Source organism: Polaromonas sp. CT11-55, assembly GCF_047303325.1.
Lineage (GTDB): Bacteria > Pseudomonadota > Gammaproteobacteria > Burkholderiales > Burkholderiaceae_C > Polaromonas.
In genome coordinates this window covers 193,656-211,087 of record NZ_JBKBEX010000003.1, presented here as the reverse complement: position 1 = coordinate 211,087, position 17,432 = coordinate 193,656, and the positions used below count along the sequence as shown (strand labels likewise).

The window sequence follows — 17,432 nt, the reverse complement described above, 5'->3', positions numbered from 1 at the left end:
GTTTTGTTCTGGAATGCTCAGCGCGTGATGCCGCCGGCCTGCAAGGCCGCGATGGCCTCGCCTGAGTAGCCGAGCTCCTGCAGCAGCTCCCGCGTGTGCTCGCCCAGCCGCGGCGGGTTCATGCGCACGCCCGGCCGTTCCCCGTCCAGCGTGAGCGGCAGCAGCACGGTGGAGGTGGTTTGCCCCGCGCGTTCGCCGTCGACCAGCGTGATGGGCGCCAGGCCGCCAGTGGCCTTGAGGTGCGGGTCCTCGAACAGATCTTGCGGCCGCGTGATGGGCGCGAACGGCAACGCGTGTTTTTCGAACACCGCGCCCAGCTCGGCGGCGCTGTGCCCGGCCAGTTGCGAGCGCAGCAGCGGCATCAGCCAGTCGCGCGCACGCACGCGGTCGTTGTTGCTTTGCAGCCGCGGGTCGGCCCGCAGCTCCTGCAGGCCGAAGGCCTCGCAGAAAACCGCCCACTGCGTATCGCTGACGACGGCCAGGAAAATCTGCTCGCCGTCCTTGACCGTGAACACGTCGTAAACCGCCCAGGCCGAAATCCGGCTGGGCATGGGCGCGGCGGGCTGGCCGGTCACGGCGAACTGCATCATGTGCTGGGCCACCAGGAAGACGTTGTTCTCGAACAGCGCGGCCTGCACCTCCTGGCCCTTGCCGGTTTTTTCGCGCGCGGCCAGCGCCGCCATCGCGCCTATCGCGCCGAACATGCCGCCCATGATGTCGTTGACGCTGCTGCCGGCGCGCAGCGGGTCGCCCGCGCGGCCCGTCATATAGGCCAGGCCGCCCATCATCTGCACCACTTCATCAAGCGCCGTGCGGTGGTCGTAGGGGCCGGGCAGGAAGCCCTTATGGCTCACGTAAATGAGCCGTTCGTTGAGCTGCGAGAGGCTGGCGTAGTCCAGGCCCAGCTTTTTCATGGTGCCGGGCTTGAAGTTTTCGCTGACCACGTCGGCCGTCGCGACCAGCTTGAGCACCAGCTCGCGCCCCTCAGGCGTCTGCAGGTCGACGGCAAGGCTTTTTTTGTTGCGGTTGAACATGGGGAAAAAGCCCGCGCCCGAGCCGATCAGCTTGCGGGTGTTGTCCCCGGCGATCGGCTCGACCTTGATGACCTCGGCCCCCAGGTCGGCCAGCAGCATGCCGCAGGTCGGCCCCATGACCATGTGGGTGAATTCGACGACGCGCAGGCCCGCATAGGGCAGCGCCTTGGCGGGTCCGTTCGGTGGCGTGCCGGTGTCAGGCATATCAGACATGGACGGCTCCCTGCACAAAGCCCTTGGGCAAACCCGCCTCGGGTGTCATGCCGTAAATGGCCTCGCCCGGCAGCCCGGCCCGCAGCGGCTCCCGTGCGGCCATCAGCCTGCCGAGGTCCACGCCGGTCGAAACACCCATGGCCTCGAACATGAAAACCAGGTCTTCGGTGACCACATTGCCCGAGGCGCCCGGTGCATAAGGGCAGCCGCCCAGGCCGCCCAGGGATGAATCAAAGGTGCGCACGCCTTCCTCGTAGGCGGCCAGGCAGTTGGCCAGGCCCAGGCCGCGCGTGTTGTGCATATGGGCCGCGCCGGCGTGTTCGCCGATTTCCGCGCGCAACCGCCGGAACAGGCGTCTGACCTGCACCGGGTTGGCGTAACCTGTGGTGTCCGAGAGGCCCGATTCGTCGGCGCCCGCGGCAATGCACTGCGCGGCCAGGCGGATTACCTCGTCTTCAGCGACCTCGCCCTGCAGCGTGCAGCCGAAGGCGGTGGAAATACCGGCCTCGACTTTCACGTGCGGCGCGGTGTCACGCCGCAGTGCGGCGACGGCGCGCACTTCTTCCACCATCTCTTCGCGCGTCTTGCGCACGTTGGCCAGCGAATGCGCGGCGCTGGCCGACACCGGCAAGGTAAGCTTGTGCACGCCGGCCGCCAGGGCCGCCTGCGCGCCGCGCAGATTGGGCACCAGTGCCATGACGGTCAGGCCGGGCAAGGTCAGGGCGTGCCGCACCACCTCGGCCGCGTCGGCCATCTGCGGCAGCAGCCTGGCCGGCACAAACGATGCGACCTCGATCTCGCGCAGGCCGGCTTCGTAGAGGGCGCTGATCCAGCGCAGCTTGTGCTCCGTCGGCATCACGGCCTTGACCGATTGCAGGCCGTCGCGCGGGCCGACCTCGCTGATCAGCACCTCGGGAGGCGACCGGGATGCCCGGGAGTCGCTTGCATTTGAAGTCATAGTTCTGTAAGATAGAATATCGTTCTCTCTAATGAAATATTCAACGCTAAACGCCGGCTTGTCAAGCCGCGCGCCGCGTCAAGCCTTGAAAGCTGCGTATGCCCCGCAAAGCCCAGATCGAATCCCTTGCCGACAGCCACGCCGCACCCGGCGGCGCCGCCGCGGTGGACCGTGCCCTGACCCTGCTGTCGGCGTTCCGCACGGGCGACACCTCGCTGAGCCTGGCGGAACTCGCGAGCCGCACGCAGCTGTACAAGAGCACGACGCTGCGCCTGCTGGCCTCGCTGGAGCACGCGCGCCTGGTGCAGCGCCTGGACGACGGCAACTACGGGCTGGGCAATGAGGTCGCGCGCCTCAACGCGGTGTATGCCGCCTCGTTTTCGCTGGACCGCGTGGTGCTGCCGGTGCTGCGCCAGCTGGTCGCGGCCACCGGCGAGAGCGCGGCCTACCACGTGCGCCAGGGCGAAGCCCGCCTGTGCCTGTACCGGGTGGACTCGCCGCAGCCTATCCGCGATCACATCCGGGCCGGCGACCTGCTGCCCGCCGACCGCGGCACGGGCGCCCGCATCCTGATTGCGTTCGACACCGACAGGGCAAAGGCCGCCGCACGAAAAGACCATCCGCTTTACGCCAGGATTCGCGAACAGGGCTACTACACGGCGGTTGGCGACCGGCTGGCCGAGGTGGCCGGCATTTCAGCGCCGGTGTTCAGAGCTGATGGCGTGCTGGCGGGCGCGGTGACGCTGACCATGCCGGCCAACCGTTACAGCGAAACCCAAGTCAAGCCGGTGCTTGAAGCCGCCCGCCGCCTGACGGGCCAGGTTTAAGGGTTAAGAGCCTGTTCAATGCCTAAACGAGGCCGCGTTGGGGTGCAATCGGGATGAGTGGGCCGACCGGGAACGCCGCATGGGCTGATGCCCATGCAAGGGCCTGGGTGGCTCAATCGCCCGACCGCCCAGCCGGCCGGCTGGGCGTCGTGCGGCTGCCCCAACGGGGATGCAAACGCGACCGCGTTTGCGTCACCCCAACCCGAAGGGCAAGCCCCTTCTCGGGCGGTCTGCGGCGTTGCGGCGCTAGCCCATAGCCGTGCTATGGGCGTCGCACCGCGCCTTGCATCCCATCCCGAGAAGGTACTTGCGCGGCCCCGTTTAGGCATTAAACAGGCTCTAGGCCCTGCGCGGCCAGGGCCTCGATGCGCCACTGGATGTTGAGCGAAAACTGTTCCCCCGGCCCCAGCACACGCAGGCCGGGCTGGCCTGGCAGGTGAAAGGCATCGATGGGCTGCGTGATGGGCTCAAAACAAAAGGCGGGCCCCTCTGGCGGCCGGTAGACCAGGCAGAAGTGCCGCGGGGCGCCGCCGTCGCGCTCAAAGTCCGGCATGCCGGCCGTGACCTGCAGGCCCAGTTCGGGCCAGGCGATGCTGGCCTTGCCGCCCCAGCCGGTGTAGCCGTTGTCGATGAGCGGGCCGTTGGCGGGGGCACCGCTGTTCAGGTCCCAGCCCGCAGGGAAGTCGGTCGTGTGCGCCACCGGCAGCGGATCGTCACCGCAGAGCCAGACGCCTTGCACGGGTGCGGTGATCCGCGTCTGCGGCGTGCGGGGAAACCAGGGATGCACGCCCAGGCCATAGGGCAGCGGCGCGACGCCCAGGTGGCGCACCTGCACCCGCTGGTCCAACCCGCCATCGACCAGCCGGAAGGTCTGCACAGCTTCATAGTCATAAGGGTTGCCGTCGAAGCCGTGCGACACCAGCGTCATCACCAGCGTGTCGGCGGCGGGCTGCGAGAGCTCCCAGGGCTGCAGCCAGCCGTCGCCATGAATGGGATAGGGCTCGCCCTTGCGGTTGGGCCGCATCGCGTGAAACTGCCCCGCGTGTTGGAAGCCGCCGCCGCTGATGCGGTTGGACCACGGCACCATGGCAAACGACGCGGCCTGGTAGAGGTCCTGGGTTTTGCCGTCCCAGGGCCGCCAGAGATCCAGCGGCCCTTGCGGACGGTCGAGTTGCCAGGCGGCCACGCTGCCGCCCAGCGAAGGCAGCAGCCCCAGGCGCTGGCCGGCGTGGCTCAGCCAGGCAATAGAGTGCTGTGAATCAGTCATCGAAGATCTTTCACGTGAAGGGGATCATGCGCTTTGTTCGCGGCATCAGCCGCCGAACAAGCCGGCCGGCATGCCCGGGCTGTCCATGGCCACCGCGAACAGGCCGCCGGCCAGCGGCTGGTCGGCGAGTTGCTCCGGCGTGAGCCCGGTGCGGGCCGTGCTGATAAAAAGCGTGCGCAGGTCTGGCCCGCCAAAGGCGCAGTTGGTCACGTGGCTTGTGGGCAGCGGCACGCGGCATAGCTCCTGCGCGGTGACCGGGTCGTGGCAGCTGACGCGGGCGCCTCCCCAGTGGGCGATCCACAGGCGGCCGGCGGCGTCGGTGGTCATGCCGTCGGGCACACCGTCGCCGGCCGCAAAGGCAAGCCAAAGCCGCTTGTTCGACAAAGTCCCCGCCGCACTGTCGAAGTCGTAGGCATGGATCCGGCCGTTGACCGTGTCGTTGAAATACAGGGTGCGTCCGTCGGCCGACCAGGTGGGGCCGTTGGTCACCGCAAAACCTTCGTCATGGCGCGTGCAGCGGCCGTCGGGGTCGTAGCGGTACAGCGCACCGCTGGGGGCCACGCAGTCAAAGTCCATGGTGCCCGCCCAGAAACTGCCTTGTGCATCACACTTGCCGTCATTGAAGCGATTGCCCGGCAAGGCGGGTTCCGGCTGGTGCAGGTAGCGCGGCTCGCCGCCTGTGGCCGGGTCAAACAGCGCAAAGCCGCGCCGCAGGGTGATGATCAGACCGGGCGCATGGGCCCGTTCGGCCAGCGCGGAAATTTCCTCGTCAAAAGACCAGCTTTTGCGCTCGCCAGTAGCCGGGTCAAAGCGGTGCAGGCGGCGCCCAAGAATGTCCACCCAGTACAGGACCTGTTCACGCGGCGACCACAAGGTGCCTTCGCCCAGCAGGGCCCCCACCGGGTCAACGCAATGCGCCGCGCCTGGCACCGGTGTGGTCGGCCGCAGCCTATGCATATCCGCGGGGGTATCCGGAATCGATATCACTGATGTCTCCCTGTTGCGGGCCCGTGTCTGGGTGTTTTGGCCTCTTGACGCGGTGCATGATATCAATGCATAGTGATGTTGAAAACCTATTGTTTTTAATTCAATATATATACAAATTGCAATGTCAAATATTTCGAGTCCTGTCTCCATGCGTGCCGCTCCCGCGAGCGACACCCTCAGCATCTTTCCCAGTCTGAAAAACCGGCCAGTATTTGTCACCGGCGGAGGAAGCGGCATTGGCGCCGCCATCGTGACGGCGTTTGCCCAGCAGGGCGCGCGCGTTGCATTCATTGATGTCGCGAAGGAGGCCAGCGAGGCGCTGGCGCAGCAACTGGCGGATGCGGGGCATGCCCGCCCCTGGTGGCGCGCCTGCGACGTGCGGGATGTGGCCGCGCTGCAAGCCGCGATTGCCGAAGCGGCGCAGGCGCTGGGCGATTTCTCGGTGCTGGTCAACAACGTGGCCAGCGATGACCGCCACAGCCTGGAATCCGTGACGCCCGCCTATTACGACGAGCGCATCGCGATCAACGAGCGGCCCGCCTTTTTTGCGATCCAGTCGGTCGTGCCCGGCATGCAGCGGCTGGGCGCCGGCTCCATCATCAACCTGGGCTCCACCGGCTGGCAGGGCAAAGGCGCCGGCTACCCATGCTATGCCATCGCCAAGTCTTCGGTGAACGGCCTGACGCGCGGCCTGGCGAAAACACTGGGCCGCGACCGTATCCGCATCAACACCGTGTCGCCGGGCTGGGTCATGACCGAGCGGCAGATCAAGCTCTGGCTGAATGCCGAAGGCGAAAAGGAACTCGAGCGCAACCAGTGCCTGCCCGACAAACTGCTGCCCCACGATATCGCGCGCATGGTGCTGTTCCTGGCTTCCGACGACGCCGCCATGTGCACCGCGCAGGAATTCAAGGTGGATGCCGGCTGGGTCTAGGCTTCAGGCCAGGGCCTGTTAACACTGTGTTTGCAGGCCCTAATCCGCCTCCAGCTTGCGGCCGTAGAGTGTCATGCTCGCCGCCTTCAGCGCCTTCATCATGACCTTGGCGGCGGGTGAAGGCAGGCGGTCGGTGCGGGTGATGATGCCGAAGGCGTCCATATGGCAGGGCATGTCCAGCGGCAGCATCGCAACAATGCCGTGCGCCGCGTAATACCTGGCCACGTCGGCCGCGACCACGGCCACCATGTCGCTTTGCTGCAGCATGCGCGTGATGAAAAGCAGCGCCGAAGACTCGACCACATTGATCGGCGGCGCGAGCCCGTCTTCCTGGAACATCAGCTCGAAGCGGTGCCTCAGCACGCTACCCGCGGGCGGCACGATCCAGGCCGCCGCCACCACGTCGCGCAGGGTCAGCCCCGACACCCCCAGCAAGGGATGGCCAGGCCTGGCCATGGCGCATACCGGCTCCTCGACCAGGGGCTCATAACGCAAGTGGGTCTTGTCATGCTCGGCAAAGAGGCGCGCCACCAGAATGTCGAGTTTGCCCTGCTCCAGCCGCTCCAGCAGCACCGGGCTGGTTTCGATGTCCAGCGAAATGCGCAGGCTGGGGTGCTCCTGCTTGACCACGGCCACCGCGGGTGGCAACAAGGCCAGCCCCGGCGAGGTGATCGCGCCGACGGCGACATGGCCGAAGTGCCCGGTCTTGAGCGCGGTGAGCTCGTCATGCGCCTGGTTCAGGCTGGCCAGCGCCATGCGCGCGTGCCGGATCATGGTTTCGCCATACCAGGTCGGCCGCATGCCGCGGGGCAGGCGCTCGAACAGCGGTACTTCCAGGACGTCTTCCAGGTCCTTGAGCAGCTTGGAAGCCGCCGGCTGGGTCATGCTGAGCACCTGCGCCGCGCGGTGGATGTTGCCTTCCTCGGCCAGCGCGACCAGCAGCAGCAATTGCCGGGTTTTGAGCCGTGCGCGTATGAACCAGTGGTTGTAGGTGGTCATCGGGTTTTCCAGAATGCGTAGAACGATATCAATTTTGTCAAAAAAACGATTAGATTGATATCAAAATCGATTCTAGACTGCGTCGTTATGAAAAAGCATCTTTCATGAGATTCGGCGAACTGCAGCACAACGCCCGGCATTACATCAATGGGCGCTGGGAAACCGGCACCACCACGGGCATCAGCACCAACCCTTCGGACACCCGCGAAGTGGTGAGCGAGTATGCGCGTGCCGACCGCAATCAGACAGAAGTCGCGATCCGGGCGGCCTCCGAGGCTTTGCCGCACTGGAGCCACAGCACCCCGCAACGCCGCGCCGACGTGCTCGACCAGATAGGCAGCGAGATACTGGCGCGCAAGGATGAACTGGGCATGCTGCTGGCGCGGGAAGAAGGAAAAACCCTGCCCGAAGGCGTGGGCGAAGCGGCGCGGGCAGGTCAGATCTTCAAGTTTTTCGCGGGCGAGGCCTTGCGCGTCCAGGGGGAGACCCTGGCATCGGTGCGCCCCGGCATCCAGGTGGACGTGACGCGTGAACCCGTCGGTGTAGTGGGCATCATCGCGCCGTGGAATTTTCCGCTGGCGATCCCGGCCTGGAAGATCGCACCGGCATTGGCTTACGGCAACACGGTGGTCTTCAAGCCGGCCGAACTGGTCGCCACCTGCGCCTGGGCGCTGGCCGAAATCATCAGCCGCTGCGGACTGCCCGCGGGCGTGTTCAATCTGGTCATGGGCAGCGGCCGGGAAGTCGGCCAGGCGCTGGTCGACCATCCCCTGGTCAATGCGCTGAGTTTCACGGGTTCGGTGGCGACCGGCGAGCGCATCCTCCAGTCCGCGGCCGCGCGCCGCGCCAAGGTGCAGCTTGAAATGGGCGGCAAAAACCCGCTGGTGGTGCTGGCCGATGCCGACCTTGACCAAGCCGTCGAATGCGCGGTGCAAGGTTCGTATTTTTCGACCGGCCAACGCTGCACCGCCTCAAGCCGCCTGATTGTGGAAGCGCCCGTGCACGACGCCTTCGTTGCCCGGCTACGCCATCGCGTCGCCGCGCTCAAGGTGGGCCATGCGCTGGAGCAAGGCATCGAAATGGGGCCCGTGGTCGACCAGGGCCAACTGGACAACAACCTGTCCTACCTGGAGATAGGGCGCAACGAGGGCGCCGAGCATGTCTGGGGCGGTGAGCTGCTCGAACGTGCGACACCGGGGCACTACATGAACCCGGCGCTATTCCTGGCCAGGCCGGAGCACCGCATCGCGCGCGAAGAGATCTTCGGGCCGGTGGCCTGTGTGTTGCAGGCCGATGATTTTGAACATGCGCTGGCCTTGGCCAACGACACGCCGTTCGGCCTGTGCGCGGGCATCTGCACCACATCCCTGAAGCACGCCATGCATTTCAAGCGCAACGCCGAGGTCGGCATGACCATGGTGAACCTGCCGACCGCGGGCGTCGATTTTCATGTGCCTTTCGGCGGGCGCAAGGGCTCGAGTTACGGCCCGCGCGAGCAGGGCCGCTACGCCGCGGAGTTTTACACCACGGTCAAGACCGGCTATGTGCTGGCCTGAACCACTTCGGATCACGGGAGACTTGTCAGTTTAATTTCAACCAAAGGAGACAATATGAAGATCCAACGCCGTACCCTCGCCGCCGCGCTCGCTTGCGCCCCCCTTGCCGGTCTGCTGCCGGCTTCCGCGTGGGCGCAAAAAGCCATCGTGCTGGGTTTCAGCCAGGTGGGCGCGGAAAGCGAATGGCGCACCGCCAATACCGAATCCATCAAATCGGCCGCCAAGGACGCCGGCATCGAGCTCAAGTTTTCGGACGCCCAGCAAAAGCAGGAGAACCAGATCAAGGCCATCCGCTCCTTCATCGCGCAAAAGGTGGACGTGATCGCGTTCTCGCCGGTTGTCGAGTCGGGCTGGGAAACCGTGCTGCGCGAAGCCAAGGCGGCGAAGATTCCGGTGGTGCTGACCGACCGCTCCGTCAATGTGAAGGACACCTCGCTGTATGTCTCCTTCATGGGCTCCGACTTTGTGGAAGAAGGCCGCAAGGCGGGCCGCTGGCTGGTGGAAAAAATGAAGGGGACAAGTGGCCAGGTCAACATCGTCGAGCTGCAGGGCACCGTCGGTTCCGCGCCGGCCATAGACCGCAAAAAAGGTTTTGAGGAAATCATCAAGGCCGACCCGAAGTTCAAGATCATCCGTTCGCAGACAGGCGACTTCACCCGGGCCAAGGGCAAGGAAGTGATGGAAGCCTTCCTCAAGGCCGAAGGCAAGAAGATCAATGTGCTTTACGCGCACAACGACGACATGGCCATAGGCGCGATCCAGGCGATTGAAGAAGCCGGCATGAAGCCGGCGAAGGACATCACCATCATCTCCATCGACGCCGTCAAGGGCGCGTTCGAGGCCATGATGGCCGGCAAGCTCAACGTCTCCGTGGAATGCAGCCCCTTGCTGGGCCCCCAGTTGATGGCCGCGGTGAAAGACATCAAGGCCGGCAAGCCGGTTCAGAAACGAATCGTTACTGAAGAGGGGATTTTTCCGATGGAAGTGGCGGCCGCGGAATTTCCCAAGCGTAAGTACTGATGGGGCGCCTGCCATGGCGCGCGGATACTCAAGAATCATTGACAACACACAAGGAGACAACTCATGAAGCGTATTTTTCTGAAGACTTTGCTGGCCAGCCTGGCCCTGGCCGCCGTCGGTATCGCGCCGCTGGCCCATGCGCAGGACAAGGGCAGCATCGGCATCTCGATGCCGACCAAGTCCTCTGCCCGCTGGATCGCTGACGGCGACAACATGGTCAAGGTGCTCAAGGAGCGCGGCTACAAGACCGACCTGCAGTACGCCGAGGATGACATCCCCAACCAGCTGGCCCAGATCGAGAACATGATCACCAAGGGCGTGAAAGTGCTGGTGATCGCCTCCATCGACGGCACCACCTTGTCCAAGGCCCTGCAAAATGCGGCCGACAAAGGCATCAAGGTCATTGCCTACGACCGCCTGATCAAGGGTTCCAAGAACGTGGACTACTACGCCACCTTCGACAACTTCCAGGTGGGCGTATTGCAGGCCACCACTATCGTCGACAAGTTGGGCCTCAAGCAGGGCAAAGGCCCTTTCAACATTGAACTGTTCGGTGGTTCACCCGACGACAATAACGCTTTCTTCTTCTACGACGGCGCCATGAGCGTGCTAAAGCCCTACATCGACAGCGGCAAGCTGGTGGTGCGCAGCAAGCAGATGGGCATGAACAAGGTGGGTACCTTGCGCTGGGACGGTGCGGTGGCGCAGGCGCGCATGGACAACCTGCTGTCGGCCTACTACGGCAAGGAAAAAGTCCACGCGGTGCTGTCGCCGTATGACGGCCTGTCCATCGGCATCCTGTCTTCCCTGAAGGGCGTGGGCTACTGCACCGCGCAGCAACCCTGCCCCGTGGTCAGCGGCCAGGACGCTGAAATCGCTTCCGTCAAGTCCATCCTGAAAGGCGAGCAGTACTCGACCATCTTCAAGGACACGCGCGAACTGGCCAAGGTCACGGCCAACATGGTGGACGCCATGCTGTCCGGCAAACAGCCTGAGATCAACGACACCAAGACTTACAACAACGGCGTGAAAGTGGTGCCCTCCTACCTGCTCAAACCTGTGGCCGTGGATGCATCCAACTGGCACCAGGTGCTGATAGGCAGCGGTTACTACAAAGAATCCCAGATCAAGTAAGCATTCGCTGAAAACAAACGGAACAAACGGCCCCGCGCTGCAAGGCGCGGGGCCGTCAACGCCAAGAGGTGGCAATCACCTTGCATCAAAGGACAGGCATTGGAAACGATTCTGGAGATGCGCGACATCCGCAAGACCTTCCCAGGTGTTGTCGCGCTGAACAAGGTCAACCTGCGCGTGCGCGCGGGTGAGATCCATGCCATCGTCGGCGAGAACGGCGCCGGAAAATCGACCTTGATGAAGGTCCTCTCCGGCGTCTATCCGCATGGCTCTTACAGCGGCGACATTGTTTACGAAGGGCAGGAGCGCCGCTTCCTCGGCATCCACGACAGCGAGCAACTGGGTGTCATCATCATCCACCAGGAGCTGGCCCTGGTTCCGCTGCTGTCCATCGCCGAGAACATCTTTCTGGGCAACGAAACCGCGCAGCACGGCGTGATCGACTGGATGGCCGCGCACAGCAAGACACAGGCCTTGCTGAAAAAAGTGGGTCTCAAGGAATCACCCGGCACGCTGATCACGGACATCGGCGTGGGCAAGCAGCAGCTGGTGGAAATCGCCAAGGCCTTGTCCAGGCAGGTCAAGTTGCTCATCCTCGACGAGCCCACGGCCAGCCTCAATGAAAACGACAGCCAGGCGCTGCTCGACCTGTTGCTGGAACTCAAGGGCCATGGCATCACCTGCATCCTTATTTCGCACAAGCTCAATGAAATTTCACGCGTGGCCGATGCGATCACCATCCTGCGCGACGGCAGCACCGTGGAAACGCTGGACTGCCGCGAAGAGGCCGTCAGCGAGGACCGCGTCATTCGCGGCATGGTGGGCCGCGAGATGGCAGACCGCTACCCGCCGCGCCAGCCGAAAATCGGCGAGACCGTGTTTGAAGTGCGCGACTGGAATGTTTACCACCCGCTGCACACGGACAGGAAATTCATCAAGGGCGTGAGCCTGCAGGTGCGGCGCGGTGAAATCGTCGGCATTGCCGGGCTGATGGGGTCGGGGCGCACGGAGCTTGCCATGAGTATCTTCGGCCGCTCGTGGGGTCGCCGCATCAGCGGCCAGGTGCTGCTGGGCGGCAAGCCCGTCGACGTGGGCACGGTGGAAAAAGCCGTTCGCCACGGCCTGGCCTATGTGACCGAAGACCGCAAGGGCAACGGTCTGGTGCTGAACGAAGACATCCAGTTCAATGTGTCGCTGGCCAACCTCAAAGGCGTTTCGAAAGCCGCCGTGATCGACAGCGGCAGTGAATACCAGGTCGCGCAGCGCTACCGGGAAACACTGCGCATACGCTGCTCCGGCGTCGGCCAGAAAGTCCTCAACCTCTCGGGCGGAAACCAGCAAAAGGTGGTGCTCGGGAAATGGCTGTTCACCAGCCCCGAGGTACTCATCCTGGATGAGCCCACACGCGGCATCGACGTGGGCGCCAAGTACGAGATTTACACCCTGATGGCCCAGCTTGCGGCCGAGGGGAAATGCATCATTGTCATTTCTTCGGAAATGCCGGAACTGCTGGGCATGACGGATCGCATCTACGTCATGAACGAAGGCCGCTTCATCGCCGAGATGCCGACGGCCGAAGCCTCCCAGGAAAAGATCATGCGCGCGATCGTGAAAGCAAGCTGAAATGAAGAACGAACCCTCCAACGCCACCATGCCACCGGTCAAAGCCGCGTCCACAGGCGACAAATCACCGCTGGACTACCTGAAGCACAACTTCCGGGAGTACGGCATGCTGGTCACGCTGGTGGCCATCATGGCCTTCTTCCAGTACATGACCGAGGGCACGCTGATGCAGCCCCTGAACCTGACCAACCTGGTGCTGCAAAACAGCTACATCGTCATCATGGCGCTGGGCATGCTGCTGGTCATCGTGGCGGGGCACATCGACCTTTCGGTGGGTTCGGTGTGCGGCTTCATCGGCGCATTGGCCGCCGTGCTGATGGTCCAGTACGACTGGAACTTCGTGCCGGCCTCGCTGCTGTGCCTGGCTTGCGGCGCGCTGATAGGCGCGGTGCAAGGATGGTTCGTCGCCTTCTTCCGCATTCCCTCCTTTATCGTCACGCTGGCAGGCATGCTGGTGTTCAAGGGGCTTGCCCTCGCGCTGCTGCAGGGCCAGTCGGTGGGCCCCTTCCCCGAGTCCTTCCAGAAACTCAGCTCCGGCTTCATGCCGGACCTGCTGAGCAGTGAAGGCCTGCGCATGACTTCGCTGCTGTTGGGCGTGGTGCTCGCCGCGGTGCTGGCGGCAGCCGGCCTGCGCGCGCGGGCCCGCCAGCTCAAGCACGGCATCCAGGCCGAGCCCGCTGTGTTCTTTTTTGTCAAAACCGCGGTGTTTGCCGCGCTGCTGATCTACTTCAGCTATCTGCTGGCTTCCTACCAGGGCCTGCCCAATGTGCTGATCGTGATGGCCGTGCTGATCTTCATGTTCCATTTCATCACGGGGCACACCACGATAGGGCGGCGCGTCTATGCGCTGGGCGGCAACGAAAAGGCAGCCAAGCTCTCGGGCATCAAGACCGAGCGCCTGTCTTTCTACACCTTCGTGAACATGGGCGTGCTGGCGGCGTTGGCGGGGCTGGTGTTCGCCGCGCGACTGAACACCGCCACGCCCAAGGCCGGACTGGGTTTTGAGCTCGACGTCATTGCCGCCTGCTTCATCGGCGGGGCTTCGGCCTCGGGCGGCGTCGGCAAGGTCATGGGCGCGGTGATAGGCGCGTTCGTGATGGGCGTGATGAACAACGGCATGTCCATCCTGGGCGTGGGCATCGACTACCAGCAGGTCATCAAAGGCGTAGTGCTGCTGGCCGCCGTGTTTGTCGACGTCTATAACAAAAACAAGGCATGAGCCCTGCGGCCGTCCTCAAGGTGAATACCGCGGCGCATGGCGCCGAGCTTGCCCCATGACCCCGGCCGATACCCCCACCGACGTCGCTCCCGTGCTGGAGCTCTCGGGCATCCACAAGCAGTTTGCCGGCATCGATGCGCTGCGCGACGTGCACCTTCGCCTGTATCCCGGTGAAATCCATGCCCTGATGGGGCAAAACGGCGCGGGCAAGTCCACGCTCATCAAGGTCCTGACCGGCGTGCTCGAAGCCAGCGGCGGCAAAATGCGGCTGGCCGGCCAGGCGGTGTGGCCGGCCTCTCCCCTGGCGGCGCAGCGCCTGGGCATCAGCACGGTCTACCAGGAAGTCAACCTCTGCCCCAACCTCTCCGTGGCGGAAAACATCTTCGCGGGCCGCTATCCGCGGCGCGGCATTGCGCAGGGCTATCGCATTGCCTGGGCCGAACTGACTCGCCGCGCGCGCGAACTCGTCGCGCGCGTCGGCCTGGACATCGACGTCACGCGCCTCCTGTCCAGCTACCCGGTCGCGGTGCAGCAGCTGGTGGCCATTGCGCGCGCCATCAGTATTGAGGCCAAGGTGCTGATCCTCGACGAGCCCACCTCCAGCCTCGACGATGACGAAGTGCAAAAACTCTTTGAGGTCTTGCGCCGCCTGCGCGGCGAGGGCCTGGCCATTGTTTTTGTGACCCATTTCCTGAACCAGGTCTATGCGGTGTCCGACCGCATCACGGTGCTGCGCAACGGCAGCTGGGTCGGGGAGTGGCGGGCCAGCGAGCTGGGGCCGCAGGCATTGATCGCGGCCATGCTGGGCCGGGAGCTGGCCGCGCAATCCGCAAGCGCCCCGGCAACTGCGGCGTTTGATGACGCGCAGCCGGCGCTCTTGCAAGCCGAAGGCCTGGGCCAAAGCGGCCAGTTGCAACCCGTGAACCTTCGTGTGCGTGCCGGCGAGGTGCTGGGCCTTGCCGGCTTGCTGGGCTCGGGCCGCACGGAACTGGCGCGCCTGCTCTTCGGCCTGGAAGCGCCGGACCGCGGTGTGCTCAGGATCGACGGCGAGACAGTCGCTTTCTCCAGCCCCGCCGACGCGATCCGCCACGGCCTGGCCCTGTGCCCCGAGGAACGCAAGACCGACGGCATTGTGGCCGAGCTGTCGCTGCGTGAAAACATCGCGTTGGCGCTGCAAGCCCGCATGGGCATGCGCCGATTTTTGTCGCGGGCCGAGCAGACGGCACTGGCCGAACGTTTTGTCCAGGCCATGGGCATCAAGACCGCGAGCGTGGACACGCCCATAGGCTTGCTGTCGGGCGGCAACCAGCAAAAGGCCATGATCGCGCGCTGGCTGGCGACCGAGCCGCGCCTCTTGATCCTGGACGAGCCGACGCGCGGCATCGACGTGGCCGCGAAGCAGGAAATCATGGAGCAGATCCTGCGCCTGGCGCAGGCCGGCATGGCCGTGATCTTCATTTCCTCCGAAATGAGCGAGGTGGTTCGCGTGGCGCACCGCATCGTGGTGCTGCGCGACCGCCGCAAGGTAGGCGAGCTACCGGCGGGCAGCAGCGAAGACGCCGTCTATGAACTGATCGCGGCTGAACATGTCTGAAAAGAAAACCCCACTGAATGTCATGCGGCATCGCCTGGCCTGGCCGCTTGTCACGCTGTTCCTGCTGCTGGTGGTGAACACGGTGTTCAATGCCAGCTTTCTGCATGTCGAGTGGCGCGACGGCCACCTCTACGGCAGCCTGGTTGACATCCTCAACCGGGCCGCGCCGCTGGTGCTGGTGTCGCTGGGCATGACCATGGTGATCGCCACCCGCGGCATTGACATTTCCGTGGGAGCGGTGGTTGCCATCGCTGCCGCGCTGGCCGCCTGGATGATAGGCGGCTCGGTGGCCGCGGGCGTGAGCCGCTTCCCGATGCCGCTGGCCATTCTTGCGGCGCTGGGCATCGCGCTGCTGTGCGGGCTGTGGAACGGGCTGCTGGTCGCCAGGGTGGGCATGCAGCCCATCATCGCCACACTGATCCTCATGGTGGCGGGCCGCGGCATCGCGCAGCTCATCACCGGCGGGCAGATCATCACCATTTATTACGCGCCGTTTTTCTTCCTGGGCAGCGGCTACCTGTTGGGCCTGCCTTTCTCGCTGTTTATCGTGGCGGTGGTGTTTGCCCTGCTGTACCTGGCGGTGACGCGCACCGCCCTCGGGCTATTCATCCAGGCCGTGGGCATCAACCCGACCGCGGCGCGCGTCGCCGGCGTGCAGGCGCGGCGGCTGATCGTCGCGGCCTACGCTTTCTGCGGCCTGTGCGCGGGCATTGCGGGCCTGCTGATCAGCTCCAACGTGAAAAGCGCCGACGGCAACAATGCGGGCCAATTGCTCGAGCTCGACGCCATCCTGGCGGTCACGCTGGGCGGCACCGCGCTCACCGGTGGGCGCTTCAGCCTGGTGGGCAGCGTGATAGGCGCGCTGATCATCCAGACCCTGACCTATGCCATTTATTCGCTGGGCGTGCCGCCCGAGATCAACCTGGTGGTCAAGGCCGCGGTGGTGTTTGCCGTGATGCTGCTGCAGTCGCCGGAGTTCCGGGCCGAGATAGCCATCTGGACACGGCGGCCGGCCGTGCGGGGGATGCGGCCATGAGCGCGACGCTCAAAGCACCTGGCGCAGAAGCTGCAGCCCGGCCGCTGCCGCCGGCCGTGCCGGCTTCCCGCTTCAACCCCAAATACCTGCCGCTGGCGGCCACGATTTCGCTGTTTGTCGCCATGGCGAGCCTGGGCTCGGTGCTTTACACCGGCTTCTTTTCAGCGCAGGTCTTCCTCAACCTGCTGGTGGACAACGCCTTTCTGGTCATCGTCGCCGTGGGCATGACCTTTGTGATTCTTTCGGGCGGTATCGACCTGTCCGTGGGTTCCGTGGTGGCGCTGACCACCATGGTGTCGGCCGCGCTGGTGGAGCACCACGGCTGGAGCCCGGCCGCGGTGATTCCGCTGGTACTGCTCATGGGCACGGCTTTCGGCGCCTTCATGGGGTTTTTGATCGAGCGTTTTCGCCTGCAGCCCTTCATCGTGACGCTGGCCGGCATGTTTCTGGCGCGCGGCCTGTGCTACCTGATCAGCGTCGACTCCATCAGCATCACCAACGAGTTTTATTCGGAGGTCTCGCAGTTGCGCATTCCCCTGTGGGAAGACGCTTCGCTGTCGATCAGCGCCCTGATCGCCGTCGTGGTATTGCTGGCGGCGGTGTTCATCGCGCACTGCACGCCTTTCGGCCGCACCGTCTATGCCGTCGGCGGCAATGAGCAATCCGCGCTGCTGATGGGCTTGCCGGTGCGCCGCACGCTGGTGGGGGTTTACACGCTTTCCGGTTTCTGCTCGGCACTGGCCGGTGTGGTCTTTACCTTCTACATGCTGTCGGGCTACGGACTGCACGCCACCGGCCTGGAGCTGGACGCCATCGCCGCCGTGGTGATCGGCGGCACGCTGCTCAGCGGCGGCGTGGGCTATGTGGCCGGCACCCTGTTCGGCGTGTTGATGCTCGGCATCATCCAGACCCTGATTTCTTTCGACGGCAGCCTGAGTTCCTGGTGGACGCGCATTGTCGTCGGCGTCCTGCTGTTTGTTTTTTGCCTGCTGCAACGGCTGCTGGTGAAGCGCACAACCACCTCCTCCTGA

15 protein-coding genes are annotated in these 17,432 nt (G+C 64.6%); 10 read left to right on the top strand and 5 right to left on the bottom strand.

Annotated elements, in window-relative coordinates; translation table 11 throughout:
• Nucleotides 1–17: 17 nt before the first annotated feature.
• Together ACEN8I_RS04560 and ACEN8I_RS04555 are read right to left on the bottom strand one after the other, a co-directional pair.
• The gene (locus ACEN8I_RS04560; protein WP_413326747.1) at nt 18–1,247 is read right to left on the bottom strand and encodes a CaiB/BaiF CoA transferase family protein; all 1,230 of its coding nucleotides are present in this window, start codon (nt 1,245–1,247) and stop codon (nt 18–20) included.
• Nucleotides 1,240–2,205, bottom strand: a complete 966-nt coding sequence (locus tag ACEN8I_RS04555; protein WP_413326745.1) for a hydroxymethylglutaryl-CoA lyase — start codon at nt 2,203–2,205, stop codon at nt 1,240–1,242. Before ACEN8I_RS04555 ends, ACEN8I_RS04560 begins: the two co-directional genes overlap by 8 nt.
• Before the next feature lie 98 nt (nt 2,206–2,303).
• Here ACEN8I_RS04555 and ACEN8I_RS04550 point away from each other — a divergent pair, with 98 nt between their 5' ends.
• Nucleotides 2,304–3,032, top strand: a complete 729-nt coding sequence (locus ACEN8I_RS04550) for an IclR family transcriptional regulator (protein ID WP_413326743.1) — start codon at nt 2,304–2,306, stop codon at nt 3,030–3,032.
• Between the two features lie 328 nt (nt 3,033–3,360).
• Here the strand turns inward: ACEN8I_RS04550 and ACEN8I_RS04545 are convergent, their stop codons facing one another.
• Both ACEN8I_RS04545 and ACEN8I_RS04540 read right to left on the bottom strand, forming a co-directional pair.
• The gene (locus tag ACEN8I_RS04545; RefSeq protein WP_413326740.1) at nt 3,361–4,299 is read right to left on the bottom strand and encodes an aldose 1-epimerase; all 939 of its coding nucleotides are present in this window, start codon (nt 4,297–4,299) and stop codon (nt 3,361–3,363) included.
• A 45-nt stretch (nt 4,300–4,344) separates the two neighbouring features.
• Nucleotides 4,345–5,256 carry an SMP-30/gluconolactonase/LRE family protein gene (locus ACEN8I_RS04540; RefSeq protein WP_413326738.1) on the bottom strand — a complete coding sequence of 304 codons (912 nt, stop codon included), beginning with the start codon at nt 5,254–5,256 and terminating at the stop codon, nt 4,345–4,347.
• 178 nt (nt 5,257–5,434) lie between these two features.
• Here ACEN8I_RS04540 and ACEN8I_RS04535 point away from each other — a divergent pair, with 178 nt between their 5' ends.
• Nucleotides 5,435–6,220: an SDR family NAD(P)-dependent oxidoreductase gene (locus ACEN8I_RS04535; RefSeq protein WP_413326736.1), complete on the top strand. Its 786-nt coding sequence runs from the start codon at nt 5,435–5,437 to the stop codon at nt 6,218–6,220.
• 39 nt (nt 6,221–6,259) lie between these two features.
• On the opposite strand, the gene ACEN8I_RS04530 is transcribed toward ACEN8I_RS04535, so the two are convergent.
• Complete coding sequence (locus ACEN8I_RS04530) at nt 6,260–7,219, bottom strand: LysR family transcriptional regulator (RefSeq protein WP_413326734.1); 960 nt, start codon at nt 7,217–7,219, stop codon at nt 6,260–6,262.
• A 104-nt stretch (nt 7,220–7,323) separates the two neighbouring features.
• On the opposite strand from ACEN8I_RS04530, the gene ACEN8I_RS04525 reads away from it, so the two are divergent.
• The 8 genes from ACEN8I_RS04525 (at nt 7,324) to yjfF (ending at nt 17,432) form a co-directional block, all read left to right on the top strand.
• Nucleotides 7,324–8,775, top strand: coding sequence for an aldehyde dehydrogenase family protein (locus ACEN8I_RS04525; RefSeq protein WP_413326732.1), 1,452 nt, complete (start codon nt 7,324–7,326; stop codon nt 8,773–8,775).
• A gap of 54 nt (nt 8,776–8,829) precedes the next feature.
• Entirely contained in the window at nt 8,830–9,795 is a 966-nt protein-coding gene (locus ACEN8I_RS04520; protein WP_413326730.1) for an ABC transporter substrate-binding protein, read from the top strand.
• 63 nt (nt 9,796–9,858) lie between these two features.
• Nucleotides 9,859–10,929, top strand: a complete 1,071-nt coding sequence (chvE, locus tag ACEN8I_RS04515; protein WP_413326728.1) for a multiple monosaccharide ABC transporter substrate-binding protein — start codon at nt 9,859–9,861, stop codon at nt 10,927–10,929.
• Between the two features lie 117 nt (nt 10,930–11,046).
• Nucleotides 11,047–12,552 carry a multiple monosaccharide ABC transporter ATP-binding protein gene (mmsA, locus tag ACEN8I_RS04510; protein ID WP_413327067.1) on the top strand — a complete coding sequence of 502 codons (1,506 nt, stop codon included), beginning with the start codon at nt 11,047–11,049 and terminating at the stop codon, nt 12,550–12,552.
• A gap of 1 nt (nt 12,553) precedes the next feature.
• Nucleotides 12,554–13,771: a multiple monosaccharide ABC transporter permease gene (mmsB, locus tag ACEN8I_RS04505; RefSeq protein ID WP_413326726.1), complete on the top strand. Its 1,218-nt coding sequence runs from the start codon at nt 12,554–12,556 to the stop codon at nt 13,769–13,771.
• Between the two features lie 55 nt (nt 13,772–13,826).
• A complete protein-coding gene (locus ACEN8I_RS04500) occupies nt 13,827–15,365 on the top strand; it encodes a sugar ABC transporter ATP-binding protein (RefSeq protein WP_413326724.1) in 1,539 nt (512 codons plus the stop codon).
• The gene (locus ACEN8I_RS04495) at nt 15,358–16,401 is read left to right on the top strand and encodes an ABC transporter permease (protein ID WP_413326722.1); all 1,044 of its coding nucleotides are present in this window, start codon (nt 15,358–15,360) and stop codon (nt 16,399–16,401) included. The genes ACEN8I_RS04500 and ACEN8I_RS04495 overlap by 8 nt, the downstream gene beginning before the upstream one ends.
• On the top strand, nt 16,398–17,432 hold the full coding sequence (yjfF, locus tag ACEN8I_RS04490; protein WP_413326720.1) for a galactofuranose ABC transporter, permease protein YjfF: 1,035 nt from the start codon (nt 16,398–16,400) through the stop codon (nt 17,430–17,432). The genes ACEN8I_RS04495 and yjfF overlap by 4 nt, the downstream gene beginning before the upstream one ends.